The organism is Spongiivirga sp. MCCC 1A20706 (assembly GCF_046524175.1).
GTDB lineage: Bacteria > Bacteroidota > Bacteroidia > Flavobacteriales > Flavobacteriaceae > Spongiivirga.
The window spans coordinates 196,443-217,700 of the sequence record NZ_JBEFZF010000006.1 but is presented as its reverse complement, the minus strand read 5'-3'; the positions used below and the strand labels follow the sequence as shown (position 1 = coordinate 217,700).

General features: G+C 36.8%; 16 protein-coding genes. 7 read left to right on the top strand and 9 right to left on the bottom strand.

Annotated features, from left to right (window positions below; genetic code table 11):
* Nucleotides 1-39: 39 nt before the first annotated feature.
* Both ABN763_RS15190 and ABN763_RS15185 read right to left on the bottom strand, forming a co-directional pair.
* Nucleotides 40-1,632 (bottom strand): nickel-dependent hydrogenase large subunit, encoded by a 1,593-nt coding sequence (locus ABN763_RS15190; protein ID WP_410486345.1) that lies wholly within the window; start codon nucleotides 1,630-1,632, stop codon nucleotides 40-42.
* Nucleotides 1,633-1,648: 16 nt separating this feature from the next.
* Nucleotides 1,649-2,608, bottom strand: coding sequence for a hypothetical protein (locus ABN763_RS15185; protein WP_410486344.1), 960 nt, complete (start codon nucleotides 2,606-2,608; stop codon nucleotides 1,649-1,651).
* Between the two features lie 243 nt (nucleotides 2,609-2,851).
* Between ABN763_RS15185 and ABN763_RS15180 the strand changes: the two genes are divergently transcribed.
* From ABN763_RS15180 to ABN763_RS15170, 3 genes are read left to right on the top strand one after another with little or no spacing between them, the layout of a single operon-like run.
* The gene (locus ABN763_RS15180; RefSeq protein WP_410486343.1) at nucleotides 2,852-3,880 is read left to right on the top strand and encodes a ligase-associated DNA damage response exonuclease; all 1,029 of its coding nucleotides are present in this window, start codon (nucleotides 2,852-2,854) and stop codon (nucleotides 3,878-3,880) included.
* A 31-nt stretch (nucleotides 3,881-3,911) separates the two neighbouring features.
* Nucleotides 3,912-5,513, top strand: a complete 1,602-nt coding sequence (locus tag ABN763_RS15175; RefSeq protein WP_410486434.1) for an ATP-dependent DNA ligase — start codon at nucleotides 3,912-3,914, stop codon at nucleotides 5,511-5,513.
* Nucleotides 5,513-7,978: a ligase-associated DNA damage response DEXH box helicase gene (locus ABN763_RS15170; protein ID WP_410486342.1), complete on the top strand. Its 2,466-nt coding sequence runs from the start codon at nucleotides 5,513-5,515 to the stop codon at nucleotides 7,976-7,978. Before ABN763_RS15175 ends, ABN763_RS15170 begins: the two co-directional genes overlap by 1 nt.
* Nucleotides 7,979-7,983: 5 nt before the next feature.
* On the opposite strand, the gene ABN763_RS15165 is transcribed toward ABN763_RS15170, so the two are convergent.
* The 4 genes from ABN763_RS15165 to ABN763_RS15150 form a co-directional block, all read right to left on the bottom strand.
* Nucleotides 7,984-9,387 (bottom strand): ankyrin repeat domain-containing protein, encoded by a 1,404-nt coding sequence (locus ABN763_RS15165; protein ID WP_410486341.1) that lies wholly within the window; start codon nucleotides 9,385-9,387, stop codon nucleotides 7,984-7,986.
* Nucleotides 9,388-9,521: 134 nt separating this feature from the next.
* Entirely contained in the window at nucleotides 9,522-10,460 is a 939-nt protein-coding gene (locus ABN763_RS15160; RefSeq protein WP_410486340.1) for a hypothetical protein, read from the bottom strand.
* An 85-nt stretch (nucleotides 10,461-10,545) separates the two neighbouring features.
* Nucleotides 10,546-12,027 (bottom strand): serine hydrolase, encoded by a 1,482-nt coding sequence (locus tag ABN763_RS15155; protein ID WP_410486339.1) that lies wholly within the window; start codon nucleotides 12,025-12,027, stop codon nucleotides 10,546-10,548.
* A 15-nt stretch (nucleotides 12,028-12,042) separates the two neighbouring features.
* A complete protein-coding gene (locus tag ABN763_RS15150) occupies nucleotides 12,043-12,681 on the bottom strand; it encodes a GntR family transcriptional regulator (RefSeq protein WP_410486338.1) in 639 nt (212 codons plus the stop codon).
* Nucleotides 12,682-13,106: 425 nt separating this feature from the next.
* Here ABN763_RS15150 and pdeM point away from each other — a divergent pair, with 425 nt between their 5' ends.
* Entirely contained in the window at nucleotides 13,107-13,736 is a 630-nt protein-coding gene (pdeM, locus tag ABN763_RS15145; RefSeq protein ID WP_410486337.1) for a ligase-associated DNA damage response endonuclease PdeM, read from the top strand.
* 73 nt (nucleotides 13,737-13,809) lie between these two features.
* Here pdeM and ABN763_RS15140 read toward each other — a convergent pair whose 3' ends face one another.
* The 3 genes from ABN763_RS15140 to ABN763_RS15130 all read right to left on the bottom strand — a co-directional run bounded on the left by ABN763_RS15140 (nucleotide 13,810) and on the right by ABN763_RS15130 (nucleotide 17,662).
* A complete protein-coding gene (locus ABN763_RS15140) occupies nucleotides 13,810-15,771 on the bottom strand; it encodes a tetratricopeptide repeat protein (protein WP_410486336.1) in 1,962 nt (653 codons plus the stop codon).
* A gap of 147 nt (nucleotides 15,772-15,918) precedes the next feature.
* Nucleotides 15,919-16,314: a hypothetical protein gene (locus ABN763_RS15135; protein WP_410486335.1), complete on the bottom strand. Its 396-nt coding sequence runs from the start codon at nucleotides 16,312-16,314 to the stop codon at nucleotides 15,919-15,921.
* Between the two features lie 106 nt (nucleotides 16,315-16,420).
* The gene (locus ABN763_RS15130; RefSeq protein ID WP_410486334.1) at nucleotides 16,421-17,662 is read right to left on the bottom strand and encodes a 3-deoxy-D-manno-octulosonic acid transferase; all 1,242 of its coding nucleotides are present in this window, start codon (nucleotides 17,660-17,662) and stop codon (nucleotides 16,421-16,423) included.
* Between the two features lie 59 nt (nucleotides 17,663-17,721).
* Here ABN763_RS15130 and ABN763_RS15125 point away from each other — a divergent pair, with 59 nt between their 5' ends.
* The 3 genes from ABN763_RS15125 to ABN763_RS15115 all read left to right on the top strand — a co-directional run bounded on the left by ABN763_RS15125 (nucleotide 17,722) and on the right by ABN763_RS15115 (nucleotide 21,242).
* Complete coding sequence (locus tag ABN763_RS15125; RefSeq protein ID WP_410486333.1) at nucleotides 17,722-18,855, top strand: DegT/DnrJ/EryC1/StrS family aminotransferase; 1,134 nt, start codon at nucleotides 17,722-17,724, stop codon at nucleotides 18,853-18,855.
* Nucleotides 18,856-18,864: 9 nt separating this feature from the next.
* Nucleotides 18,865-19,890, top strand: a complete 1,026-nt coding sequence (gene galE, locus ABN763_RS15120) for a UDP-glucose 4-epimerase GalE (protein WP_410486332.1) — start codon at nucleotides 18,865-18,867, stop codon at nucleotides 19,888-19,890.
* A gap of 77 nt (nucleotides 19,891-19,967) precedes the next feature.
* Nucleotides 19,968-21,242 (top strand): amidohydrolase family protein, encoded by a 1,275-nt coding sequence (locus tag ABN763_RS15115; RefSeq protein WP_410486331.1) that lies wholly within the window; start codon nucleotides 19,968-19,970, stop codon nucleotides 21,240-21,242.
* The last annotated feature ends 16 nt before the right edge of the window (nucleotides 21,243-21,258 follow it).

Sequence of the window (21,258 nt, the reverse complement as noted above, 5' to 3'; positions counted from 1 at the left end):
GTCTCTTTTTTTGGTTATTTTGTTTAACGTTTTTTACATCTATAACTTGAATCTAGAGAGTTCAATGCCACTTTTTTCGTCATGTGCATGTACGGTACATACCAAACATGAGTCGAAAGAACGAGCCACAATTCCTACTTCAACAGGATCTGCCGGATCTTCAATATCGATACCTTGCAAGGCGGCTTCGATAGGTCCAGGATTCCCTTCTGCATCATTGGGCCCTACATTCCAAGTGGTTGGTGCCATCACTTGATAGTTTTTGATAACCCCATCTTTAATTTCAATCCAATGAGCCAAGGCGCCGCGAGCAGCTTCGGTAGCACCAAAACCTTTTCCATCTTTTTCCACTGGTTTGATATAAAACTCGCCATCAAGATCAATTTCTGATAGCCACTGTTCTATAAACTTATAAATTCTAGGAGCTTCGTGTACTCTGGCTAGTACTCTGGTAAATACAGAGGGCCCCATTTTCTTAATAATATCACCGAATAGTGGATCTTGAATTTGATGATCTTTATTGTTAGGGTTGGCATTCATGATGCAGCGTGCCAAAGGTCCTGTTTCGGCAGCATGCCCGTCATATCTCGGTGACTTTGCCCAACTGTATTGACCATCAAAATTGGTGTCATGCAATGTTTGCGATTTTGCTGGAGTCGGTAATGGTTCTTCCCATGGGTGCAAACCATCTTCTTGATTGTCATACCAAGAATGCTTTACATGCTCACTTACTTTCATATGGTCGAACTCATGCCAGTTTTCGCCGTCAAAAAACCCGCTTGAACTAATTAAAGCATCATTTCTTCCCTCAATAGTTGGGTTGTTATATTTGTCTTTATGCAAATACGTGCCTGTTGCCAAAAACTTACCAACACCTTGGCCGAATTTATCTAATCCGAATTCTAAACCGGCACGAATAAGCAGTCCGAGATCACTATTTTTTTGTGATTCGTTTTCTTCAACCCAGGCTAACATATCATCCCAAGTTTTAATTTCCATATAACGCTCGATGGAGCAACCTAACCAAACTGGTTCTAGCCAATCGTTTTTAAACTGAGCCAAAATTGCATGTGCTCGCGTAATGTCTTTTAAGGTTGGTGCACACATCACTCCACCTGGAACCATATAACTTGAGTGAGGCCATTGGCCACCGAATAAAGCATAAATCTGCACGGGGAGTGCGCTTGCAGTTAAACCTATTTGAAAGGTCTCACCGACGTAAGCCGACCAGCGTTTTACCACTTCCTGATACAGCGGTTTATCAGCAAACTTTTTATTGGCGAGATCAGTCGCAAAAATTGCATAATACCATCTTGGGATACTTTGTAGGGTCTCTGATGCTTGTCCAATTGCTCTTAACAATAAGGCATTGGGCGAAAGCTTGGTTCCCCAAGCGGTATCAAGTGCTGAAGAAGCACAATATAAATGTGATCCTCCACAAATACCACAAATTCTGGGAGTTACGATCAACCCGGACTGAGGGTCTTTCCCAGCCATGATTTTTTCGAAACCGCGAAACATCGCTGCTTGCGTATGTGCTCTGGTCACTTTACCATTGTCTATGTAAACCTTTACATCAAGATCGCCTTCTACGCGACCTACTGGGGATATATTTAATTCTTGTACTGACATTGTATTTAAAATAATGTTATTTGGAAGCCTCCATGACTCGTTTGTTAGTTGGCATTACTTTTTGGAAGCCCGCTTCCATATAATATGCCAATTTTGTTCTTCCTGTGGGAACTTCTTTTGGGAATACTCCCATGTATTTCATGGTTTTAAAAACACTTCCTTTTTGAAGGTCGTTATGAGGAAAACCAGGTTCGGTGCAGCCTAAGCAAGGATGATTCGATCTTGTTTTACTTGACTGTCTATTCCAAAGAATATTGTTACAACTCGCTCTGGTCATTGGACCTCTGCAGCCAACTTCATAGAACAAACAACCTCCACGTTTACCAAAATTACCATCTACTTTTTGAGCAAAATTCGTCACATTGGTACATCCGTCTTGTACAAAATTTGTAAAGAAGGTTTTAGGTCGATGGAAATCATCAATTTGAACATCACCAATTCTTCCTACCGCAATAGCAACTAAAATTTGAGTAATCCAATCGGGGTGTGCAGGACAACCTGGAATATTAATAACGGGTAGCCCACCTTTGGAAACAAAATTAGCTCCTAAAAAACCACCTTTTTTCTTTTTATGGAATTGCAATCCGGTAGATTCACTGGGATTTGGCGGTACTGCAGGAATACCTCCCCAAGTGGCACAATCACCGATGGCAACTACATAACCAGCTACTTCGGACAATTCTTTGATCCAATCTTTCATAGGGCGATCAGCAAAATAATTCATCGAACCTGTGTTGTTTGGTCCTTGAATTAATGAACCTTCATATACAAGAATATCCATTTGAACTTTTCCTGCAATAATGTCTCTTAACAAGTCTTGAACTTGATCACCAATTTGAAGACCGGTGGTAGGATGCCAAAGAATGTTTAAACCAAAGTCCGTGATTAACTCGACAACGGTGGGTTCTTCGGCATTCAAAAAGGACATCGTATTGCCGCTACAAGCACCTCCTTGTAACCATAAAACGTTTGCCATAATTTTTGTTTTTGTTGTTTAATGCTTTTGGTTGAAACTGAAACAAAATTGAAAAATGTTTAAAAAAATGAGCTAAAAATTTAAACAAATATTGAATTTTGGTTAATTTCTTATCAATATAATAATTATCTGATGCTATGCAAATTACGATTTCGGTGATAATGAAAGATTTTTCTTATTTAAAATGAATCTAATTAATTTAAGACGAAGAAAGTTCAATATCTTTAAAGGAAAATTAGGTTATTGAAAACTCCACTTCTACAATTTACAAACAAGGGTATTTATTGCAAAGCTGCCGATGTATACATTGATCCTTGGAGGCCAGTAGATAAAGCGTTTATTACCCATGGTCATGCCGATCATAGTAGGTGGGGGCATAAAAAATACATTACCTACCGTAAAAATGTTCCTATCATCAAACATCGATTGGGCGATATCAATGCCTCAGGGGTTGATCATAACGAGTCGATTCTCATCAATAATGTAAAATTCTCGTTTCACCCTGCAGGTCACATTCCTGGAAGTTGTCAAATTAGGGTGGAACATAAAGGAGAGGTATGGGTATTTACGGGCGATTATAAAATAGAAGACGATGGAATTTCAGCTCCCTTCAAGCCTTTACGGTGCAATACTTTTATTACTGAGTGTACCTTTGGGTTACCAGCTTTTAAGTGGACTCCCCAGAAACACGTAATGAACGATATTAACACATGGTGGGCGGAGAATAAGGCTGATGGTCAAACCTCCATTCTTTTTGCATATAGTTTAGGTAAAGCACAACGAGTTTTGAAGCATTTAGATGTAAATATTGGTAAGATCTACACCCATGGAGCCATTGAAAATATGACGAATGTGATTAGAAATATGGTTGATTTTCCTAAAACAGAATTAATAACGAAGGACACCAAAAAGGAAGATATAAAAGGGAACTTGGTACTCGCTCCACCCAGTGCACATGGTAGTACATGGATTCGGAAAATGGTACCATATGTGACAGCATCGGCAAGTGGTTGGATGACTTTTCGCGGAGCCAGAAGAAGACGTGCAATTGATAAAGGATTTGTGTTAAGTGATCATTGTGATTGGGATGGACTGTTGAATAGCACTAAGGCCACGGGAGCCGAAAAGGTTATATGCACGCATGGCTACACTGACATATTTTCGAGATACTTAAAAACTTTGGGATATGATGCGCGAACGGAGGAGACACAGTATGAGGGTGAACTTCCAGAAGGAGAATCTACTAAAGATGATTTTTTAAATGTCGGCTAATTCAGAAATTAAAGAAGGAGGAAGTAGAGGGATGGTGCTATTTGCCGAGCTCATTAGAACTTTAGACAGTACCAACAAAACCAATGTGAAAGTAAAGGCCCTGGCTCAATACTTTGAACAAGCGATTGATGTGGACAAGGTATGGACTATTGCTATTTTATCACATCGTCGTCCACCTCGCCCAGTTAATACCACCTTGCTTCGAGAATGGGCGAGTGAATTAGCCAAAATTCCACTTTGGTTATTTGAAGAAAGCTATCATATTGTTGGCGATCTTGCTGAAACCATTGCTTTGGTGGTACCAAACGCTGTTGAAGAGACCACAAAATCGTTAACGGACTTTTTGAAAGAAATGATCTGGTTAAAAAAGCAGGAAGAAGACGAGAAGAAGCAATATTTATTTGAAAATTGGTCGAAGTTAGATTACTATCAGCGGTTTGTGTTTACCAAATTGATCACAGGTGGATTCCGAATAGGGGTAAGTCAAAAATTAATGACTAGAGCCCTGTCAAAAGCGACAGGTATTGATGAAGATGTATTGGCCTATAAATTAATGGGTAATTGGAATCCTGATACCATTAGTTTTCAGGAACTTATTTTAGAAGAAAACGAAGCCGATTATTTATCAAAACCTTACCCATTTTATCTAGCCTATGCCATCGGAGGAGCGGTTGAAGATCTGGGTAATGTGACAGATTGGTATGCTGAGCATAAATGGGACGGTATTCGAGCACAGCTTATTGTACGCAAAGACGAATTATTTGTTTGGAGTCGAGGTGAAGAGTTGGTAACTGATAAGTACCCGGAATTTCATCCATTTATGAAATCATTACCATCAGGAACGGTCATCGATGGTGAATTACTTCCGTATCCAAATGGTCAGATAGGAACCTTCAATGATTTGCAGACTAGAATTGGCAGGAAAAATGTGAGTAAAAAATTGTTAGAAACCACTCCAGTAATTCTAAAAGCGTATGATATTTTAGAATGGGAAGGAAATGATATTAGAAATCGGTCTTTTTCGAAGCGTAGAGAAAAACTAGAGGCTTTATATGCTCATGTGAAATCAGATAATCTACCGCTACATCTTTCTGAGAAAATGGAATTTAAATCATGGGAAGAGGTTGAAAAAGAAAGAGCATTGTCTCGTGAAAAACGGTCAGAAGGTTTAATGCTTAAACGAAAGGATTCTCCCTATCTGGTAGGTCGTAAAAAAGGAGATTGGTGGAAATGGAAGGTGGATCCATTAACGATTGATGCGGTGTTAACCTACGCAATGAGGGGGCATGGAAGGAGAAGTAATCTTTTTACCGATTATACTTTTGGTCTGTGGAATGATGATAAGACCGAGTTAGTCACCTTTGCTAAGGCCTATTCAGGTTTAACCGATAAGGAATTCAAAGAGGTGGATGCCTGGATTAAGAAAAACACTTTAGAACGATTCGGTCCAGTTCGAAGTGTGACTCCGCATCATGTATTTGAGATTGCTTTTGAAGGTATCGCGCTATCCAAAAGACATAAAAGTGGAATCGCCACACGTTTTCCTCGTATTTTAAGGTGGCGAAAAGATAAAAAAACCGAGGATGCGAATACGTTAGATGATCTTAAAAGTTTAATTCCTAATAGGGCGTAGTGAATAGGAGCGAACTTTTACATATTGCCGATGATTGGTTTGAAAAGCAACAGTGGACACCTTTTAAATTTCAAAAAGATACATGGAAGGCTTTTCTGCAAGGCAAAAATGGCTTGTTGAACGCACCTACGGGAAGTGGAAAAACCTATGCGCTTTGGTTTCCTATTGTGTTGGATTATATTGACAGAAATCCAGATTATAAGACGAAGCATAAAAAGGGACTAAAGGCTATTTGGATAACTCCGTTAAGAGCACTTTCTAAAGAAATTGAGCTTTCCGCACTGCGCATTACTGAAGATTTAGATACGCAAATGACTGTTGGTATTCGTACCGGAGACACCTCTCAAAAAGAGCGTGCTGCGCAAAAAAGAGCGATGCCTGATCTGCTGATCACCACCCCAGAAAGTTTGATGCTGTTGCTAGCATCAAAAGGATACGATAAAGTGTTTAAAGATTGCGCGGCTATTGTTATTGATGAGTGGCATGAGCTGTTAGGAACGAAAAGAGGTGTTCAAGTAGAATTAGCGTTGTCAAGACTAAAAACCGTGGCGCCGCAAATGAGAATTTGGGGCATATCTGCCACCATTGGTAATCTTGAGGTCGCAAGACAAGTTCTTCTGGGACCAACATCAGAAGCTTGTGAGAATTCAATTTTAATTCGTGCTAATATTAAAAAGAAGATTACTGTTAAGAGTATTATTCCAAAAGAGATGGAAACCTTTCCTTGGCGAGGCCATTTAGGACTTCGTTTGTTAGATGAGGTAGTTCCTATTATCAATAATAGTAAGACAACTTTGTTATTTACCAATACTCGAAGTCAATGTGAGATATGGTTTCAAAAAATACTAGAAAAATATCCTGAGTTTGCTGGTGAAATGGCTATGCATCATGGAAGTATTAATAAGGAAACTCGGCTTTGGGTAGAGCAAGCTATTCGCAACGAATCATTAAAAGCTGTGGTATGTACTTCTAGTCTCGATTTAGGGGTAGACTTTGCTCCGGTAGAGACCATTATTCAAATTGGAGGACCAAAAGGGATTGCCAGATTTTTACAACGCGCAGGTCGAAGTGGTCACAGACCGGGCAAAGAAAGTGTTATTTATTTTTTACCGACGCATGCGGTTGAGTTAATCGAGGCATCGGCCTTGCAATGTGCTGTGAAAGATAAAGTGGTCGAAGACAGAATGCCCTATTTAAACAGTTTTGACGTGCTGGTGCAGTATTTATGTACTCTTGCCGTGTCCGACGGATTCCTTCCTAATGAGATTTTTCCTGAAATTCAACAAACCTTTTGCTACCAAACTATTACTGAAGATCAATGGCGCTGGTTATTGAACTTTGTTACCCTTGGCGCACAATCGTTGCAAGCCTATGACGAATACAAAAAGGTGGAGGTTCTAGAAGATGGTAGATTTAAAATTAATAATCGCAGCATTGCCATGCGACACCGATTACAAATCGGGACCATTGTAAGTGATACTAATTTGATAGTAAAGTATCAAAAGGGCGGTTATATTGGTATGATCGAAGAGTATTTTGTGAGCAAATTGGAACGTGGAGATGTATTCACTTTTGCAGGGCGTAATTTAGAGTTTATTCGTATAAAGGAAATGCAGGTACATGTTCGTAATAGCGGTAAAAAAACAAGTAAAGTACCTGCATGGATGGGAGGGAGACTAACCCTATCTTCCCAGATGTCTAAAATATTACGTGAAGAAATGTATCAGGCGAATGCTGAATTTAAAGAGCAATCCCCAGAAATTAAAGCCCTGAGACATATTTTTGATCAACAGCGTAAGGAAAGTATTGTTCCTAATCAAGAACAGCTGTTAATCGAAACCTTTAAGACAAGAGACGGATATCATCACATATTTTATCCATTTGAAGGAAGGTTTGTGCATGAGGCCATGGGTAGCTTAATAGGATATCGGGTAAGTCTACTTTCTCCAATTTCATTTTCATTGGCATTTAATGATTACGGCTTCGAGTTATTATCTGATAAACCAATAGATATCGAACAAGTAATAGACAATGACTTATTTACGACGGATTATTTGCTAAGCGATCTTCAAAAAAGTTTAAACTCAACTGAAATGGCGAGACGTAAATTTCGAGATGTTGCAGTGATATCTGGATTAGTTTTTACAGGATACCCTGAAAAAGTAATTAAAATGAAGCACCTTCAAAGTAGTTCTCAATTAATATTTGATGTATTTCGGGATTATGAACCTGAAAACCTTTTATACCAACAGGCTTACACTGAAACCTTTGAACATCAGCTAGAAGAAGGTAGGCTTCGTATTGCCTTAGAGCGTATTGCTACTCAAGAAATTATATGGAAACAGTGTAATAAACCTACACCACTAAGCTTTCCAATTATTACCGATCGACTTCGGGAAAAAATGAGTAGCGAAAAACTCGCAGATCGCATTCGAAAAATGACTGCGATTTTAATGAAAAAGTAGTCCTGTTACTTATTTAAGTTGGATTTTAGCTCATCGATAATAGTAGTACTCACCCAATAAATATCTTGATTGCTGGTAAAAAACAGATACTTGCCATCTTTGGTAACAAACGGACAATATTCATAGCCATTGCTGTTAATATTATCACCCATATTGACCGCTTTTGTCCATTGATTAGTTCGGTCTTTAAAGCTAATATATAAGTCACCGCGACCTAGACCGCCTTCACGAGTCGAGCAAAAAATAATGTAGGACTCATCAGGTGCTACAAAAACATCGGCTTCGTAGGAATCTGTATTGATTGCACTACTAAGTCTATTTGGTTTTTGAAATTGACCGTCTTTAATAGTTGAGGTGTAAATATCATGATCGGCGTTTTCATCTTTTTCGCTATCCTGTCCGTTTGATGCAAAATACATGGTGTCATTATTTGCAAACGAAATATAGTATTCGTCTTTATCTGTGTTGATATTGTTTCCAGCATTGATTGGTTTTGACCAGCCATTTTCGGTTCTTTCAACATACCAAATATCGATGTCTTTTGGTTTGCCTGTCCCATGTAGCGGTCGACTAGATATAAAGTATAACCGTTGCTCATCGTTCGATAAAAATGGGTCGTTGTACCCATATTGATCATGAACCAAAATAGTTTTTGGAGTGGTCCATGTATTATCAACACGTGTTGTAAACTTAATTTCGCTTTTACCATTAATATGCGCTCCATAATAAAATTCATTTCCAGCAGTATTGAAAACGGAACCAAATTCTTCTTCTTCTGTCGAGATAAAATTAGGGGCAAATAATGCTCGTTTGGTTCCGGGTGGTTTTTGACCCATATATGCACCTTGCAAATTAATATTGCGGACTAGTTTTTCATCTGCTCCATGCTCAACCAAATAGGTTGCAATATCATTGGCTCCTATTCGTTTTGCGGTTTCTAAAGGGGTACTTCCTCGTTTGTTTTTGCTGTTGATGTCCAATCCGTAAGTCAGTAGTTTTTGAAGCTGCTCCATGTTTTTATTAACGATTGCTGAGGTTAATAAAGATGCCCCATATCTCGTTTTCCAGATCTCATTAGGTTGAAGTTTTACCAACATATCAAAATAAGGACTATCACTTTTTTGCCTAGCAGCAATGTGCAAGGCTGTTTGGTTTTGATAATCTTCAGCGTTAAAATCCAAACCTCTTTCTAATAAAGTTGCAATTATTTCATCTTGCTTGCAAGCTACCGCCCAATGCAATAGTGAGCGGCCTCGGTCATCTCGAACATCAATTTTAGTATTAACCAACATACTATCAAGTCGGGCTAATTTACCCTTACAGACAGTTCGGAAAATGTTTTGTGAGGTTAGCTGGGGAGTGAAAAAAAGTGATAAAACGACGGCGATAATAAGTTGATGTAATTTCATATGTTGAAGTTACGAATCGTACGTTATTTCTTTATATAAATTATTACTAATGAACTCATCAAAGAATTAACTTTTGCTTATTAAGTTTAGAACCTTGAAAGTATAACACTGTAATGATTATTAAAATTTGATAGTCATTTTCTATTCCTTTTCCGCTTGATCAGATAAAAAGTAAATCCGAATACAGACAGAAGAAATGCAGCTATTGTGATGTTTTCCAATAAGAATGAAGCTTCGTTTGTCAATTCTGTTTTTGGAATTTTTCTTATTCTAACTGTGCCATTAAGGGAACTCTCCATAAGCCAAAGATTCTGTTCATTGTCAAAAACTCCATTTATTGGAGACCAAAAAAAATCAGTTTTCAAGACTCGACTAACGGTTCCATTTTGATCAATTTTCTTAACCTCTCTACCACCATAAATAGCTACATAAAAGTTCTCCACTTTATCTTGCCATATTCCGTAGATATTGTGGTCGTCTCCTTGAATAGAAAAGGGAAATCTTGAAGATGAAATATTTGTTACAATTTCTTTCAATTCCTGATTTTCAAATGAGTATATTTTTGGATAATCTACAAACAGCAGTTGATTGTTTTTAGTTAGGTACTTCCATGTGGGCTTTTTTAGTGTTTGCGAATACAACAAAGTCTTACCTGAAGAGTCTTTCTTTACAATGTGGTATGATCCCTTTTTTTGATGAATCTCATAACTTGCAAATGATGCGTCTCGCACAAATCCAAAATCAGTATTCTCTCCATACTGGTCACTTCGAATTTTTCTAAAATGACCACTTTTTGTCAAACACCATATATAGTTTTTGAATTTCTGCTCATTTGCTACATACCAATAATGCTCACCATAAAGGGTTCCTTTTTCGTCAAGAAAGAGCTCATGAGTGTGAATATTCTCTAATGCAATCTCCTTCACGCCCGTACTAACGTTTATTTTCCAAACATGGGATAAGTCGGTGAAATAAACAGTTTCATTTCCATCGTAAACAATACCAATTCCCGGGTGCGCAGTAGTGTAACCAAAGGTTAAAATCAGGATAAAAGTAAGGTACAAGCTTTTCATCTTATTTATGACGAATAAGGAGAAAGTTTGTTACCTAAAATTGTTCTACGCGGGTTAATGATATGAATTGTAGTCAATAGTTTTTTTATTGTTTTAATAATGCATTTATTTTGTCAATTTTAACTTTACTACCATCATTGTTGGGGTTCAATTCAACTGATTTTTTGTAATTAGCAAGTGATTTTTTAAAGTCTTTAGCCATGAAATATGCGTCTCCAAGACTGTCATACAGGTTGGAATTATCGGGATCTTGTTCTATGGCAAATTCAAACATTTCTATTGCTTTTTTTATTTCTTGCTTGTTAAGCAATTCATAACCGATCATGTTCAAGCACCAAGATAAATTTGTATTGTAATAGACATCCTCTTTTTTCTTAAGCTTATTAAACTTAATTAATCCTTTTTCTTTGTTTTTAAGGAAGTCAGGTTTGGTTAAAGAATATAGATTGATTTTAGGGTATTTTATTAATTCTGTTTCTATGTTATTAAATAATTGCCCCCAATCATTGTTAGCGGCTTCGGTTTGATTATTCATAATCACGATCTGACCATAATTACTGTCTGGACAAAGTAACATTCCGCTTTTTATCCCATTTGCATCTCCGGTTTTTGAGTAATAAAAACCCTCTTCTTTAGCAACACCCATATCTTGCCATAAGTAGCCTATAACATTGCCATTCTTGTCTTCAAACAAAGTTTTGGTAGCCTCTTTTATTAATGGATTGTCGCTTTCTAGCTGAAACTTCATAAACTTCATTAAATCCGGTATAGTAGTTATTATTCCTGCACTGCCTCCTAGTAAAGGGTTTTTGTCAAAAGGCGCTTTATTACCCGTTTCATCATATCCGATGGCAACTAATTTTTGGTATTTTTCAAAGTCTTGTAAATATGTTTCCTTCATGTCTAATTCATTCAAAAAGTGCTGTAGTTGATCCTGGTATGAACGCTTATTTACTTGTTCTAAGATATACGCTGCGAGTTCAGAACCAACATTGTTGTAATCGTAAAAAGTACCAGGTTCATGTGTTAATTCAACTGTTTTGAGTTCTTCGAGTAGGCTATTCATATTATAATCAAGTTCCCTGTTAACATAATACCCTCTTGATATATCATCATAAGTATTTCGCAGTTGGGGTGGTGTGTTAAATCCAATAGTATGCGTTACTAAATGTCTAATAGTAATAGGAGTATCGTTAAAGGATAAATTGGGATAATCGCCCTTAAGATATTTTCGTATATCATCGTCTAATCTGATTTTATTTTCTAAAACAGCTTGTGCAATTAACGATCCCAAAAAAACCTTCGAAATAGAAGCAATTTCAAAAAGTGTACTATCGTTTGGTTTTTGTTTTCCTTCTTTATTGAGCACACCATAATAGTTGTAATATGTAATACCATCACGGTAAATTGCTACACTTATCGAGTTGATGTTGTCGTTACTTAAGATTTCATTGGTATATTGATCTGTCAATTTTATTAGTTGTTCAAAAGGTTTTTCCGTTTCGTTTTGAGATACTTGACATCCTAATAGGGTTATAAGGGAAATAGCGAATACTACAATTTTCATCTAGATAAGTTTTGTTTATTGAATTTGTTTTAGCCAATTAATAAGAGAATCTATACCAACTAAATTGTTTTCAGCAAAAATCTCTACTGCTTCATTAAGTTGATTTTTTTGTAAGTGGGCGATAATATTTTCATGTTGAACAATAGATTTTTCGATGGTATTGTTCATAGCCATATAAGCATATTCATATCGCTGGGATTGTCTGTGAAGATTTTTTATCATTTTCAGTAATCTTCCGTTTTGACAATTAGAAATTAATAATAGGTGCCAACGTTCATCTAATGCTACTATTTTTTTTGACGATTTAGCTTTTGATAACTTAGAATTAATATCTATCAGCTCATTTACTACCTCTTTTGTTGGAATTCCAGATAGTTCTAAAGCAAATGATTCTAAGCGGGCTCTTAACGGATAAATCTCAAGAATGTCTTTTTCAGAAAATTTAGCCAGTTTAAACCCCTTTCGAGGTTCTGAGACGACAATATTTTCCCATTCTAATTGTTGAAGCGCTTCTCGAAGCGGTGTTCTGCTTATGTTGAGTAAGCTGGCCAAATGTGTTTCTCGCATTGGGTCATCTGGCTTTATCCGGCCTTCAATAATCAATTCCCATAAAGCTTCTATTATTTTACTTTTTAAAGATTCTTGATCTATCATACATTTTAAATATTGCACATTGTATACAATGTGCAATATAGTAATATTTGCATAACTTTCTATTTTCTCCAATGAAAAAAATGTTTCTAACAGTTAAGTAATTAGCTGGTATATCATTTTAATTAAAATAGTTTGAGATAAAACCACTAAGTATGGCATATTCGATTACCTAGATTAATAGTAGTAGATTTAAGAATTGGATGTCGCTCGAAATGAATGCGAAAGAATAGTGCTTAGTCTTGTATGATATTGTTAGCAATATCAAGGATTAAAAAAACAATATCTTAATTAAAATTTCTATATAGTAATTTTTTTTATCGCTGGTTACTGACTTTTTAAGCTCAACCTCTAACAGAGGCACATCAGTTTATTGGCAAAAATCCATTTTAAAAAGCGGTTCAAAAAAATCCCTATTTTCGTTTACTGTGCAAATAGAAATTTCAGATAACACTTTTACACTTCATCAACTAGGAGCAGCCTACTGGCATGAACAACAAATGCTTTTAGTGGCTGATGTACATTTTGGGAAAATTGCGCATTTTAGAAAATACGGGAGTGCTATCCCCAAAAAAGCAATTGTTCGAAATTTTGAACGACTCGACCAGTTGATAAAAGAATTTAAACCATATAAAACCTGTTTTTTAGGAGATTTGTTCCACTCTGCATTTAATAGCGAATGGTTTTATTTTGAAGATTGGGTGAAGCAGCACAACTGTCAATTTTCTCTTATAGTGGGCAATCATGATATCATTTCTCCTTCAAAATTCGAATCACTCGGATTTTTACTTTATGAAGAGCTCATCATCGATACTTTTTTACTTACTCATCACCCTGAAGAGCGTGACCGTTATTTTAACTTTTGTGGGCATATTCACCCTGGGGTAAAACTTGCAGGGCAAGCAAGGCAAACGCTTAAATTGCCATGCTTTTTAAAGAAATCTAATCAGCTTATTTTTCCTGCTTTTGGTGAGTTTACTGGTAATTTTATCGTGCAACCCGAAGATGACAATCAAATATTTGTTATTACACCTGAGGAGGTAGTTCTGATCGAATAGTATTACATCATAGGTTGAGCTTGTAACTTGTCGGAATAAGGTTGTTTTTCAATTATATTGTATCTCAAAACAACTATTTCATGGGAATGCGAAGCACCACTTTAGTACCAGTAGGTTGCTGAGCATCATCAAAAAGATCCAGTATTGAAAGTGAATGCATGTTTTTGAAGTGCCGGAAGAAATTGCGAAGGCGTTCCTTGGTTAAGTTAATTCCAATAGATTTTCGATTCTCGATTCCATCTTTGATTTTAACTGTGTTTTGACGGCCAATGCCGTTATCAATGATGGCAATCTCAATAAAATTCTCTTCTTCCTTATTAACATTTAACTGCAATGACTTTGCACCATCTTTTCCTGAAAGTCCATGCCATAAAGCATTCTCTATAAAAGGTTGTAGTGTTAGTGAAGGTATTTTTACATTTTCCAAAGCAATTCCCTTATCTACATTCACCTGATAATCTACCTCATTATTTAAGCGGATGTTCTCAATGTTAACATACAGTTTCATGGTCTCCAGCTCTTCTTTTAAACTAATTTCTTTTTCAAGAGAGGTGGCAAGAATGGTACGTACTAATTTTGAGAACTTATTCAGGTATTCTATCGCACTATCTCGATCATTATTCAACATATATATCTTTATTGATAATAAAGAGTTGAATATGAAATGAGGATTCATTTGGGTGCGCAGTAGTTTTTGCTCGATGGTGAGTAAACGTTTTTGGTGCTCTAGTTTACGTTGTCTATAAAGCAAGAACGTTAATACAGCGACCATTAAAAACAGCAACGAGCCGTAAAGAAATATTCGCTGATTTTGGTCAAGTTTAATTTTTACGATCTCATTTTCTTTTTCAAGTAATTCTATCTTCGCTTTTTGTTTGTCACTCTCATATTTTATAAGCAGATCGGAGATATATCTGCGATTGTCTTCGTTTAAAATCTTGCCTTCTTCTTCTTGATAAAACTTGTTGTATTGTAGTGCACTATTAAAACGTTGTTGTTTTTCCATTAGCCTGGACAACTGTTTGTAGGCTTCTGAAGTCAATGCACGCAGCCCATGTTTTTGAGAAACCAAAAGCCCTTTTTTTAAATAAGATTCAGCTTTTTCATAATTTCCTAGCTCAGTATTTGCCCAACCTGAGTTAATGGTAGCCATGGCGACATAATTCTGGTCTCCCAACTCTTTAAAAATGTCAATCGTAGGGACAATTAGTTTAAGTGCTTCGGTAGCATTATCCTGTTTTAAATAAACTTGACCAATACTGTTATTACAAATAGCCTTGCCCAGTTTAGAGTTTATTTCCTTGTTGTACCCCATTGACTTACGGTAATTGGTAAGCGCCTCATCAAAAATATTGCGCTGCTCATAACAATAACCAATATTTTGGTAGTTAATGGCGAGTCCTAACTTATTGTTAAGTTCTCTCTCAAGTACCATAGCTTTAAGAAATTCAGCCTCCGCAAGTTCATATTGTTTTAGTGATATATAGATGTTTCCAATACTATTTAATGAAATAGCAGTGCTATATTTTATTTCATTTGATTTGTTCTCAATTTTCTCTGCGATACTCAACGCCTGTTGATGGTAATCCAATGCAGATCGTACAGCATCCATGCGTCTATAAACGACTCCCATACCATTTAAGGCTCTTATTTTTTGTGATTGATTATTGGACTTTTCAGAGAGATCGATAGCGGCTTTATGGTTTTCAATTGCTCGATCGTACAACGATTTATCTCTAAAATAATGGCCCAACGCATTATGACCATAGATTTGCCCCGGAAGGTAATTATACTTAGCGCTTATTTCAATAAGCAACTTCATTTTCACTGTATCTCTTCGGTAATCTCTAAACTTTTTATTGATGTTTGGTCCAGAAGTGTCTTTTTGTTTTACGTAGTTTTCTACAAAACTTTGATAGGGGTCTTCCTGAGCGACAACCATAAGGCAAGTACCTATTGATAGCAGCCAGAACAATCTTGTATGACGCCAAACAGCTGGCCACATTTTGTTATAGAGAAAGTAATATAGACTCATTTAAGTGTTTTGTTTGGGGTAGGTGCTGAGGGTGGTACAATATACTAAATTTCCGAACGATAGGATGGTAGTTTTGCTATTGATAAGCATAGAAAAAGCCTTAGGTAATTAATTACCTAAGGCTTGATTCTGTTAAGGTGATTTAGTCTACTGCTTTGTATCGTTTTTGATTTCTTCAGCAGTTTTCTTAATCTCGGCTCCGGTTTTTTTCAAAGTTTCCTTTGCCTTTTCAGCACCTTCTTTAACTTCTTTTACCGTTTTTTCTGCTCCTTCTTTTAGGTTTTCGGCAGCTTCTTTAACTTCACCTTCAACTTTTTCAGCACCTTCTTTCAACTCTTCAATTGCGTCGTTAGTTGCTTCTTTAGCATCTTCTAAAGTCTCTCCAGCTTTGTTTGCAAGCTCTTCTGCTTTTTCAGCACCTTCTTCAATTACTTGCTCTGCACCTTCTACAACTTCATCTGCTTTCTTTTTTGTTTCTCTACAAGAAGTTACGCTTAAACTAATTGCTGCTACTAAAACAGCACACATTGCTAGTTTTTTCATTTTTTCAAATTTTGTTAATTGTTATACCGCCAATATCAGATGTATTTCACTTTTTCTCTGATTCCTGAATATTCAATAAAGTTAAAGTGTCAAAATAATCGACGATTTACAGTAATGTACGAATGTAGTCTAAGATTTGGATGACAGCCCCTTTGTTTTTCTGTACATATTCTTTGGTAACCAGTGATTTTTGCTGGTATAACTCATCAAAAGCACTTAAGCTATTAAAGGCTTTATTCAATGATGATTGGTTAGAAATCACCGTAATGCCCTCTAGTGACACTAAGTCAAATACTTCTTGGAATTTGCCATAGTTTTTGCCGATTACTATTGGAATCCCAAATGTGGCAGGTTCTAAAGTATTATGCAGGCCGCTATTGCCCATACCACCACCAACATAAGCAATGTCAGCGTAACTGTAAATTTTGGTGAGTAAGCCTATGGTATCAATGATTAAAACATCTAATTTTTTTAGGTCTAGCTGTTCTCTTTCAGAATATAGCCCAACTTTTTTTATGATAGATTTTTTAAGTTGCGATATATTCTTGGGTTTCATTGTATGGGGAGCAATAATATATTTTAACGGCTTTTGATCTTGATTATTAATGTAATCAACTATAAGTGCTTCATCTTCTGGCCATGTGCTGCCGCAAACAATACAGCGATAGTTTTGTTTAAATTCTTCAATAAAACCCAAGGTGTTGTCTTGTTCTAGTATTTTTGCAACACGATCAAAACGCGTATCTCCGCTTACTGTAACCTGTTTGATGTGTTTAGACAGTAAAAGTTGTTTTGAATCTTTGTTTTGAACAAAAAAATGATCAAAAGTATGCAGTGATTTTAACATCCAGCCACCATACCGCTTGAAAAATGCTTGCTCTTTTCTAAAAATAGCCGATATCGAAATCGTTTTAATCCCTCTATACTTTAATTCCTTTAATATGTTTGGCCAAAACTCGTATTTTATAAATATGGCAAGCTCGGGATGAACAGCATCTAAAAAACGTTTTGCATTTTTCACGCTGTCTAATGGAAGATAGGTTATAACATCTGCGGTAGAGCTATTTTTTTTTACCTCATATCCCGATGGACTAAAAAAGGTAACTACAATTTTATGTGACGGATAGCTCTTATTAACAGCTTCCATTACTGGCAAGCCCTGTTCAAATTCACCTAAAGAAGCGCAATGAAACCAAATGGTGCGATCGCCTGGATTTATTTCTTTGTTAAGAATATCAAAAGTGGACTTTCTTCCTTCAACAAATAGCTTAATTTTTGAGTTGAATAATGCAATCAGTTTTAACAGTCCCGAAGCAATAAAAATCACAATGTTATAAAGTAAATACAAGCGCTATAATGTTTATTGCAAACATACGTTTCTTTGCCTTTATTTCGTAATTTCGTGACATGCGAAAAATCCAAATGGTCGATCTTCAAGGCCAATATAAAGACATAAAAGAACGGGTAGATGCCTCCATTATGGAGGTTATTAATTCTGCAGCTTTCATAAACGGACCCGAGGTACATGCATTTCAAAAAGAGCTAGAAGAATACTTAGGTGTGAAGCATGTAATACCGTGTGCAAATGGGACCGATGCGCTGCAAATAGCAATGATGGGCCTTGGGTTACAACAGGGAGATGAGGTTATTACAGCCGATTTTACATTTGCTGCTACTGTTGAAGTTATTGCGCTTTTAAAGTTAACCCCAGTGTTGGTTGATGTCGATCCTGTTAATTTTAACATTGATCTTGAAGCCCTTGAAAATGCTATAACACCAAAAACTAAGGCAATAGTACCCGTTCATTTATTCGGTCAATCGGCCAATATGGAAGCAATTATGCAGCTGGCTGAGAAACATAATCTATACGTAATTGAGGATACTGCTCAAGGTATTGGTGCCAATTATACCTATAAAGACGGATCGAAGAAAAAAGCCGGAACAATTGGCCATGTAGGCGCAACCTCGTTTTTTCCATCAAAAAATTTAGGTTGTTATGGTGATGGGGGTGCCATTTTTACCAATGATGATGATTTGGCCCATACCATAAGGGGAATTGTCAACCACGGAATGTACACGCGCTATTATCATGATGTAGTCGGAGTAAATTCAAGATTAGATTCTATTCAAGCAACGGTTTTAAGAGCTAAACTTCCCAAGCTAGATGAATATAATAGGGCACGACAAGATGCTGCTAGGAAGTATACTGCGGCATTTGCTGATAGCGATAAAATAATAACTCCTTTTATTTGCGAAAACTGTGATTGCCATGTATTTCATCAATATACGTTGCGATTAAAAGATGTTGATCGTGATGCTTTGGTCAAGCATTTAAATGAACAAGGAATCCCTTGTGGAGTGTATTATCCGGTACCTTTGCATTTACAAAAAGCATATGCCGATGATCGTTATGATGAAGCGGATTTTAAGGTGACCAATCAACTAGTTAAAGAAGTAATATCGCTCCCAATGCATACTGAGTTGGATGATGAGCAAATTGAATTCATCACACAAAGCGTGCTCAAATTTGTAAATAACTAATCAATAATAATGGCTAAAATTCTAGTAACTGGAGGGCTTGGTTTTATAGGTTCTCATACTGTTGTAGAACTTCAAGAAGTCGGTTTCGACGTGGTGATTATCGATAATTGTTCAAACTCATCTGAAGATGTCCTGGAAGGAATTACCAAAATTTCAGGTATAACTCCTGAATTTGAAAAACTTGATCTTCGTGAAAAATCTAAAGTAATCGATTTCTTTTCAAGACATCATGATATCGAGGGTATTATTCATTTCGCAGCAAGCAAAGCGGTTGGCGAAAGTGTCGAAAAACCATTGTTATATTATGAGAATAACATAACAACACTAGTCTATATCCTTCAAGAATTACAGAAAAAGAATAAAGCCAATTTTATATTCAGCTCATCATGCACCGTATATGGTCAAGCGGATGAGTTGCCAATAACAGAAGATGCTCCTGTTAAACCGGCAGAATCACCTTATGGAAACACAAAGCAAATAGGAGAAGAGATCATTTCAGAAACCTGCAAGGTAACGCCAAGTTTAAATGCGATAGCCTTAAGGTATTTTAATCCGATTGGAGCACATGCTAGTGCAAATATTGGCGAGTTACCATTGGGGGTTCCAGCCAATTTAGTGCCATTTATTACCCAGACAGGGATAGGCCTTCGAGAACAATTATCTGTATACGGCAATGATTATGAAACGCGTGACGGAACTGCAATTCGAGACTATATTCATGTCGTGGATTTGGCAAAAGCCCATGTAGTGGCATTACAACGTATCATTGAAGGGAAAAACAAGTCGAATTACGAGGTGTTTAACGTAGGTACTGGAACAGGCAGTACTGTTTTAGAAGTGATCAATTCATTTGAAAAAGTGTCAGGTGATTCCCTTAAGTATAAAATTGTGGGAAGACGGGAAGGTGATATTGTTGCAGCCTATGCAGACACCAATAAAGCAAATAATGAACTAGGTTGGTCAGCACAGTCTACTCTAGATGATGCTATGGCATCGGCTTGGAAATGGGAACAAAAAGTGCGCAATAAGAGCTAATCTTGTAACTGACAAAAAGAAATTTAAGTCTAGCGTATATGCTGGATCTCATAAACCAATAATCTAAAACAGAATATATGAGAATGTTACTTCTTGGGTTATCATTGCTAATGATGACTATTGTAAATGCGCAACAAACTTATTTGCACTGTGGAAAATTAGTCGATGTTAAGAGCGGAAAGGTCTTAAAAGAACAAACAATTATTGTTGAAGGTAATGTAATTGTTGATGTTCAAAAAGGATATCTAAATCCACGTTCAAAAGATATTCGACTAGTCGATTTAAAAAAGAAAACGGTAATGCCTGGTTTTATCGATATGCACATTCATATTGAAGGTGAAACGGGACCAAACAAATATTTAGAACCTTTTACATTAAATGATGCAGATGTGGCTTATAATGCTGCAGAAATAGCAGAACGCACCTTAATGGCTGGTTTCACAACGGTGCGAGACTTAGGGGGTAGCGGGGTAAATGTTTCTCTTAAAAAGGCAATCGCTAGGGGTAAAGTTAGAGGGCCAAGAGTGCTAACTGCTGAAAAGGCCTTGGGTACGACTGGAGGTCATGCTGATCCTACCAATGGGTATAGAAAAGAACTAATGGGTGACCCAGGACCAAAAGAAGGAGTAGTTAACGGTGTTGACGATGCGAGAAAGGCGGTTCGCCAACGGTATAAAAATGGAGCCGACTGGATTAAGATCACAGCGACTGGCGGAGTATTGAGTGTTGCTAAAAATGGACAAAATCCGCAGTTTACGGCGGAAGAGATTTTGGCAATAACTACTACCGCTAAGGAATACGGTATGCAGGTGGCTGCTCATGCGCATGGGGATGAAGGAATGCAAAGAGCTATTAAAAATGGTGTTAAGACTATCGAGCATGGAACATTGATGAGTGAAGAGACAATGGAATTGATGAAAAAGGAAAACGCCTACTATGTGCCCACTATTTCTGCAGGAAAATACGTGGCGGAAAAAGCGAAAGTTAAAGGTTTTTATCCTGAGATCATCGTACCAAAGGCACTAGAGATAGGACCTCAAATTCAAAATACATTTAAAAAAGCCTATAAAAAAGGGGTATCAATTGCATTCGGTACAGACGCGGGTGTATTTCCACATGGAGAAAACGGCAAAGAATTCGGTTATATGGTGGAAGCAGGAATGCCCGAAATGGAAGCTATTCAGTCTGCAACGATTACCAATGCTAAAGTACTAGAAATGGAAAGATTAGGGCAATTGTCAAAAGGGTTTTTAGCTGACATTGTTGCAAGTGATGACGACCCTACTAAAAACATTAAAACATTAGAAAGTATCTCATTTGTAATGAAAAATGGGAAAATTTATAAGAATTAGATAGTTTATAAAAACT

Bases quoted from the DNA above. Each gene is read 5' to 3' on its own strand.
- ABN763_RS15190 (WP_410486345.1), bottom strand. From the start codon at position 1,632: ATGTCAGTACAAGAATTAAATATATCCCCAGTAGGTCGCGTAGAAGGC.
- ABN763_RS15155 (WP_410486339.1), bottom strand. From the start codon at position 12,027: ATGAAAATTGTAGTATTCGCTATTTCCCTTATAACCCTATTAGGATGT.
- ABN763_RS15165 (WP_410486341.1), bottom strand. From the start codon at position 9,387: ATGAAATTACATCAACTTATTATCGCCGTCGTTTTATCACTTTTTTTC.
- ABN763_RS15185 (WP_410486344.1), bottom strand. From the start codon at position 2,608: ATGGCAAACGTTTTATGGTTACAAGGAGGTGCTTGTAGCGGCAATACG.
- galE (WP_410486332.1), top strand. From the start codon at position 18,865: ATGGCTAAAATTCTAGTAACTGGAGGGCTTGGTTTTATAGGTTCTCAT.
- ABN763_RS15135 (WP_410486335.1), bottom strand. From the start codon at position 16,314: ATGAAAAAACTAGCAATGTGTGCTGTTTTAGTAGCAGCAATTAGTTTA.
- ABN763_RS15175 (WP_410486434.1), top strand. From the start codon at position 3,912: ATGGTGCTATTTGCCGAGCTCATTAGAACTTTAGACAGTACCAACAAA.
- ABN763_RS15115 (WP_410486331.1), top strand. From the start codon at position 19,968: ATGAGAATGTTACTTCTTGGGTTATCATTGCTAATGATGACTATTGTA.
- ABN763_RS15140 (WP_410486336.1), bottom strand. From the start codon at position 15,771: ATGAGTCTATATTACTTTCTCTATAACAAAATGTGGCCAGCTGTTTGG.
- ABN763_RS15160 (WP_410486340.1), bottom strand. From the start codon at position 10,460: ATGAAAAGCTTGTACCTTACTTTTATCCTGATTTTAACCTTTGGTTAC.
- ABN763_RS15150 (WP_410486338.1), bottom strand. From the start codon at position 12,681: ATGATAGATCAAGAATCTTTAAAAAGTAAAATAATAGAAGCTTTATGG.
- ABN763_RS15125 (WP_410486333.1), top strand. From the start codon at position 17,722: ATGCGAAAAATCCAAATGGTCGATCTTCAAGGCCAATATAAAGACATA.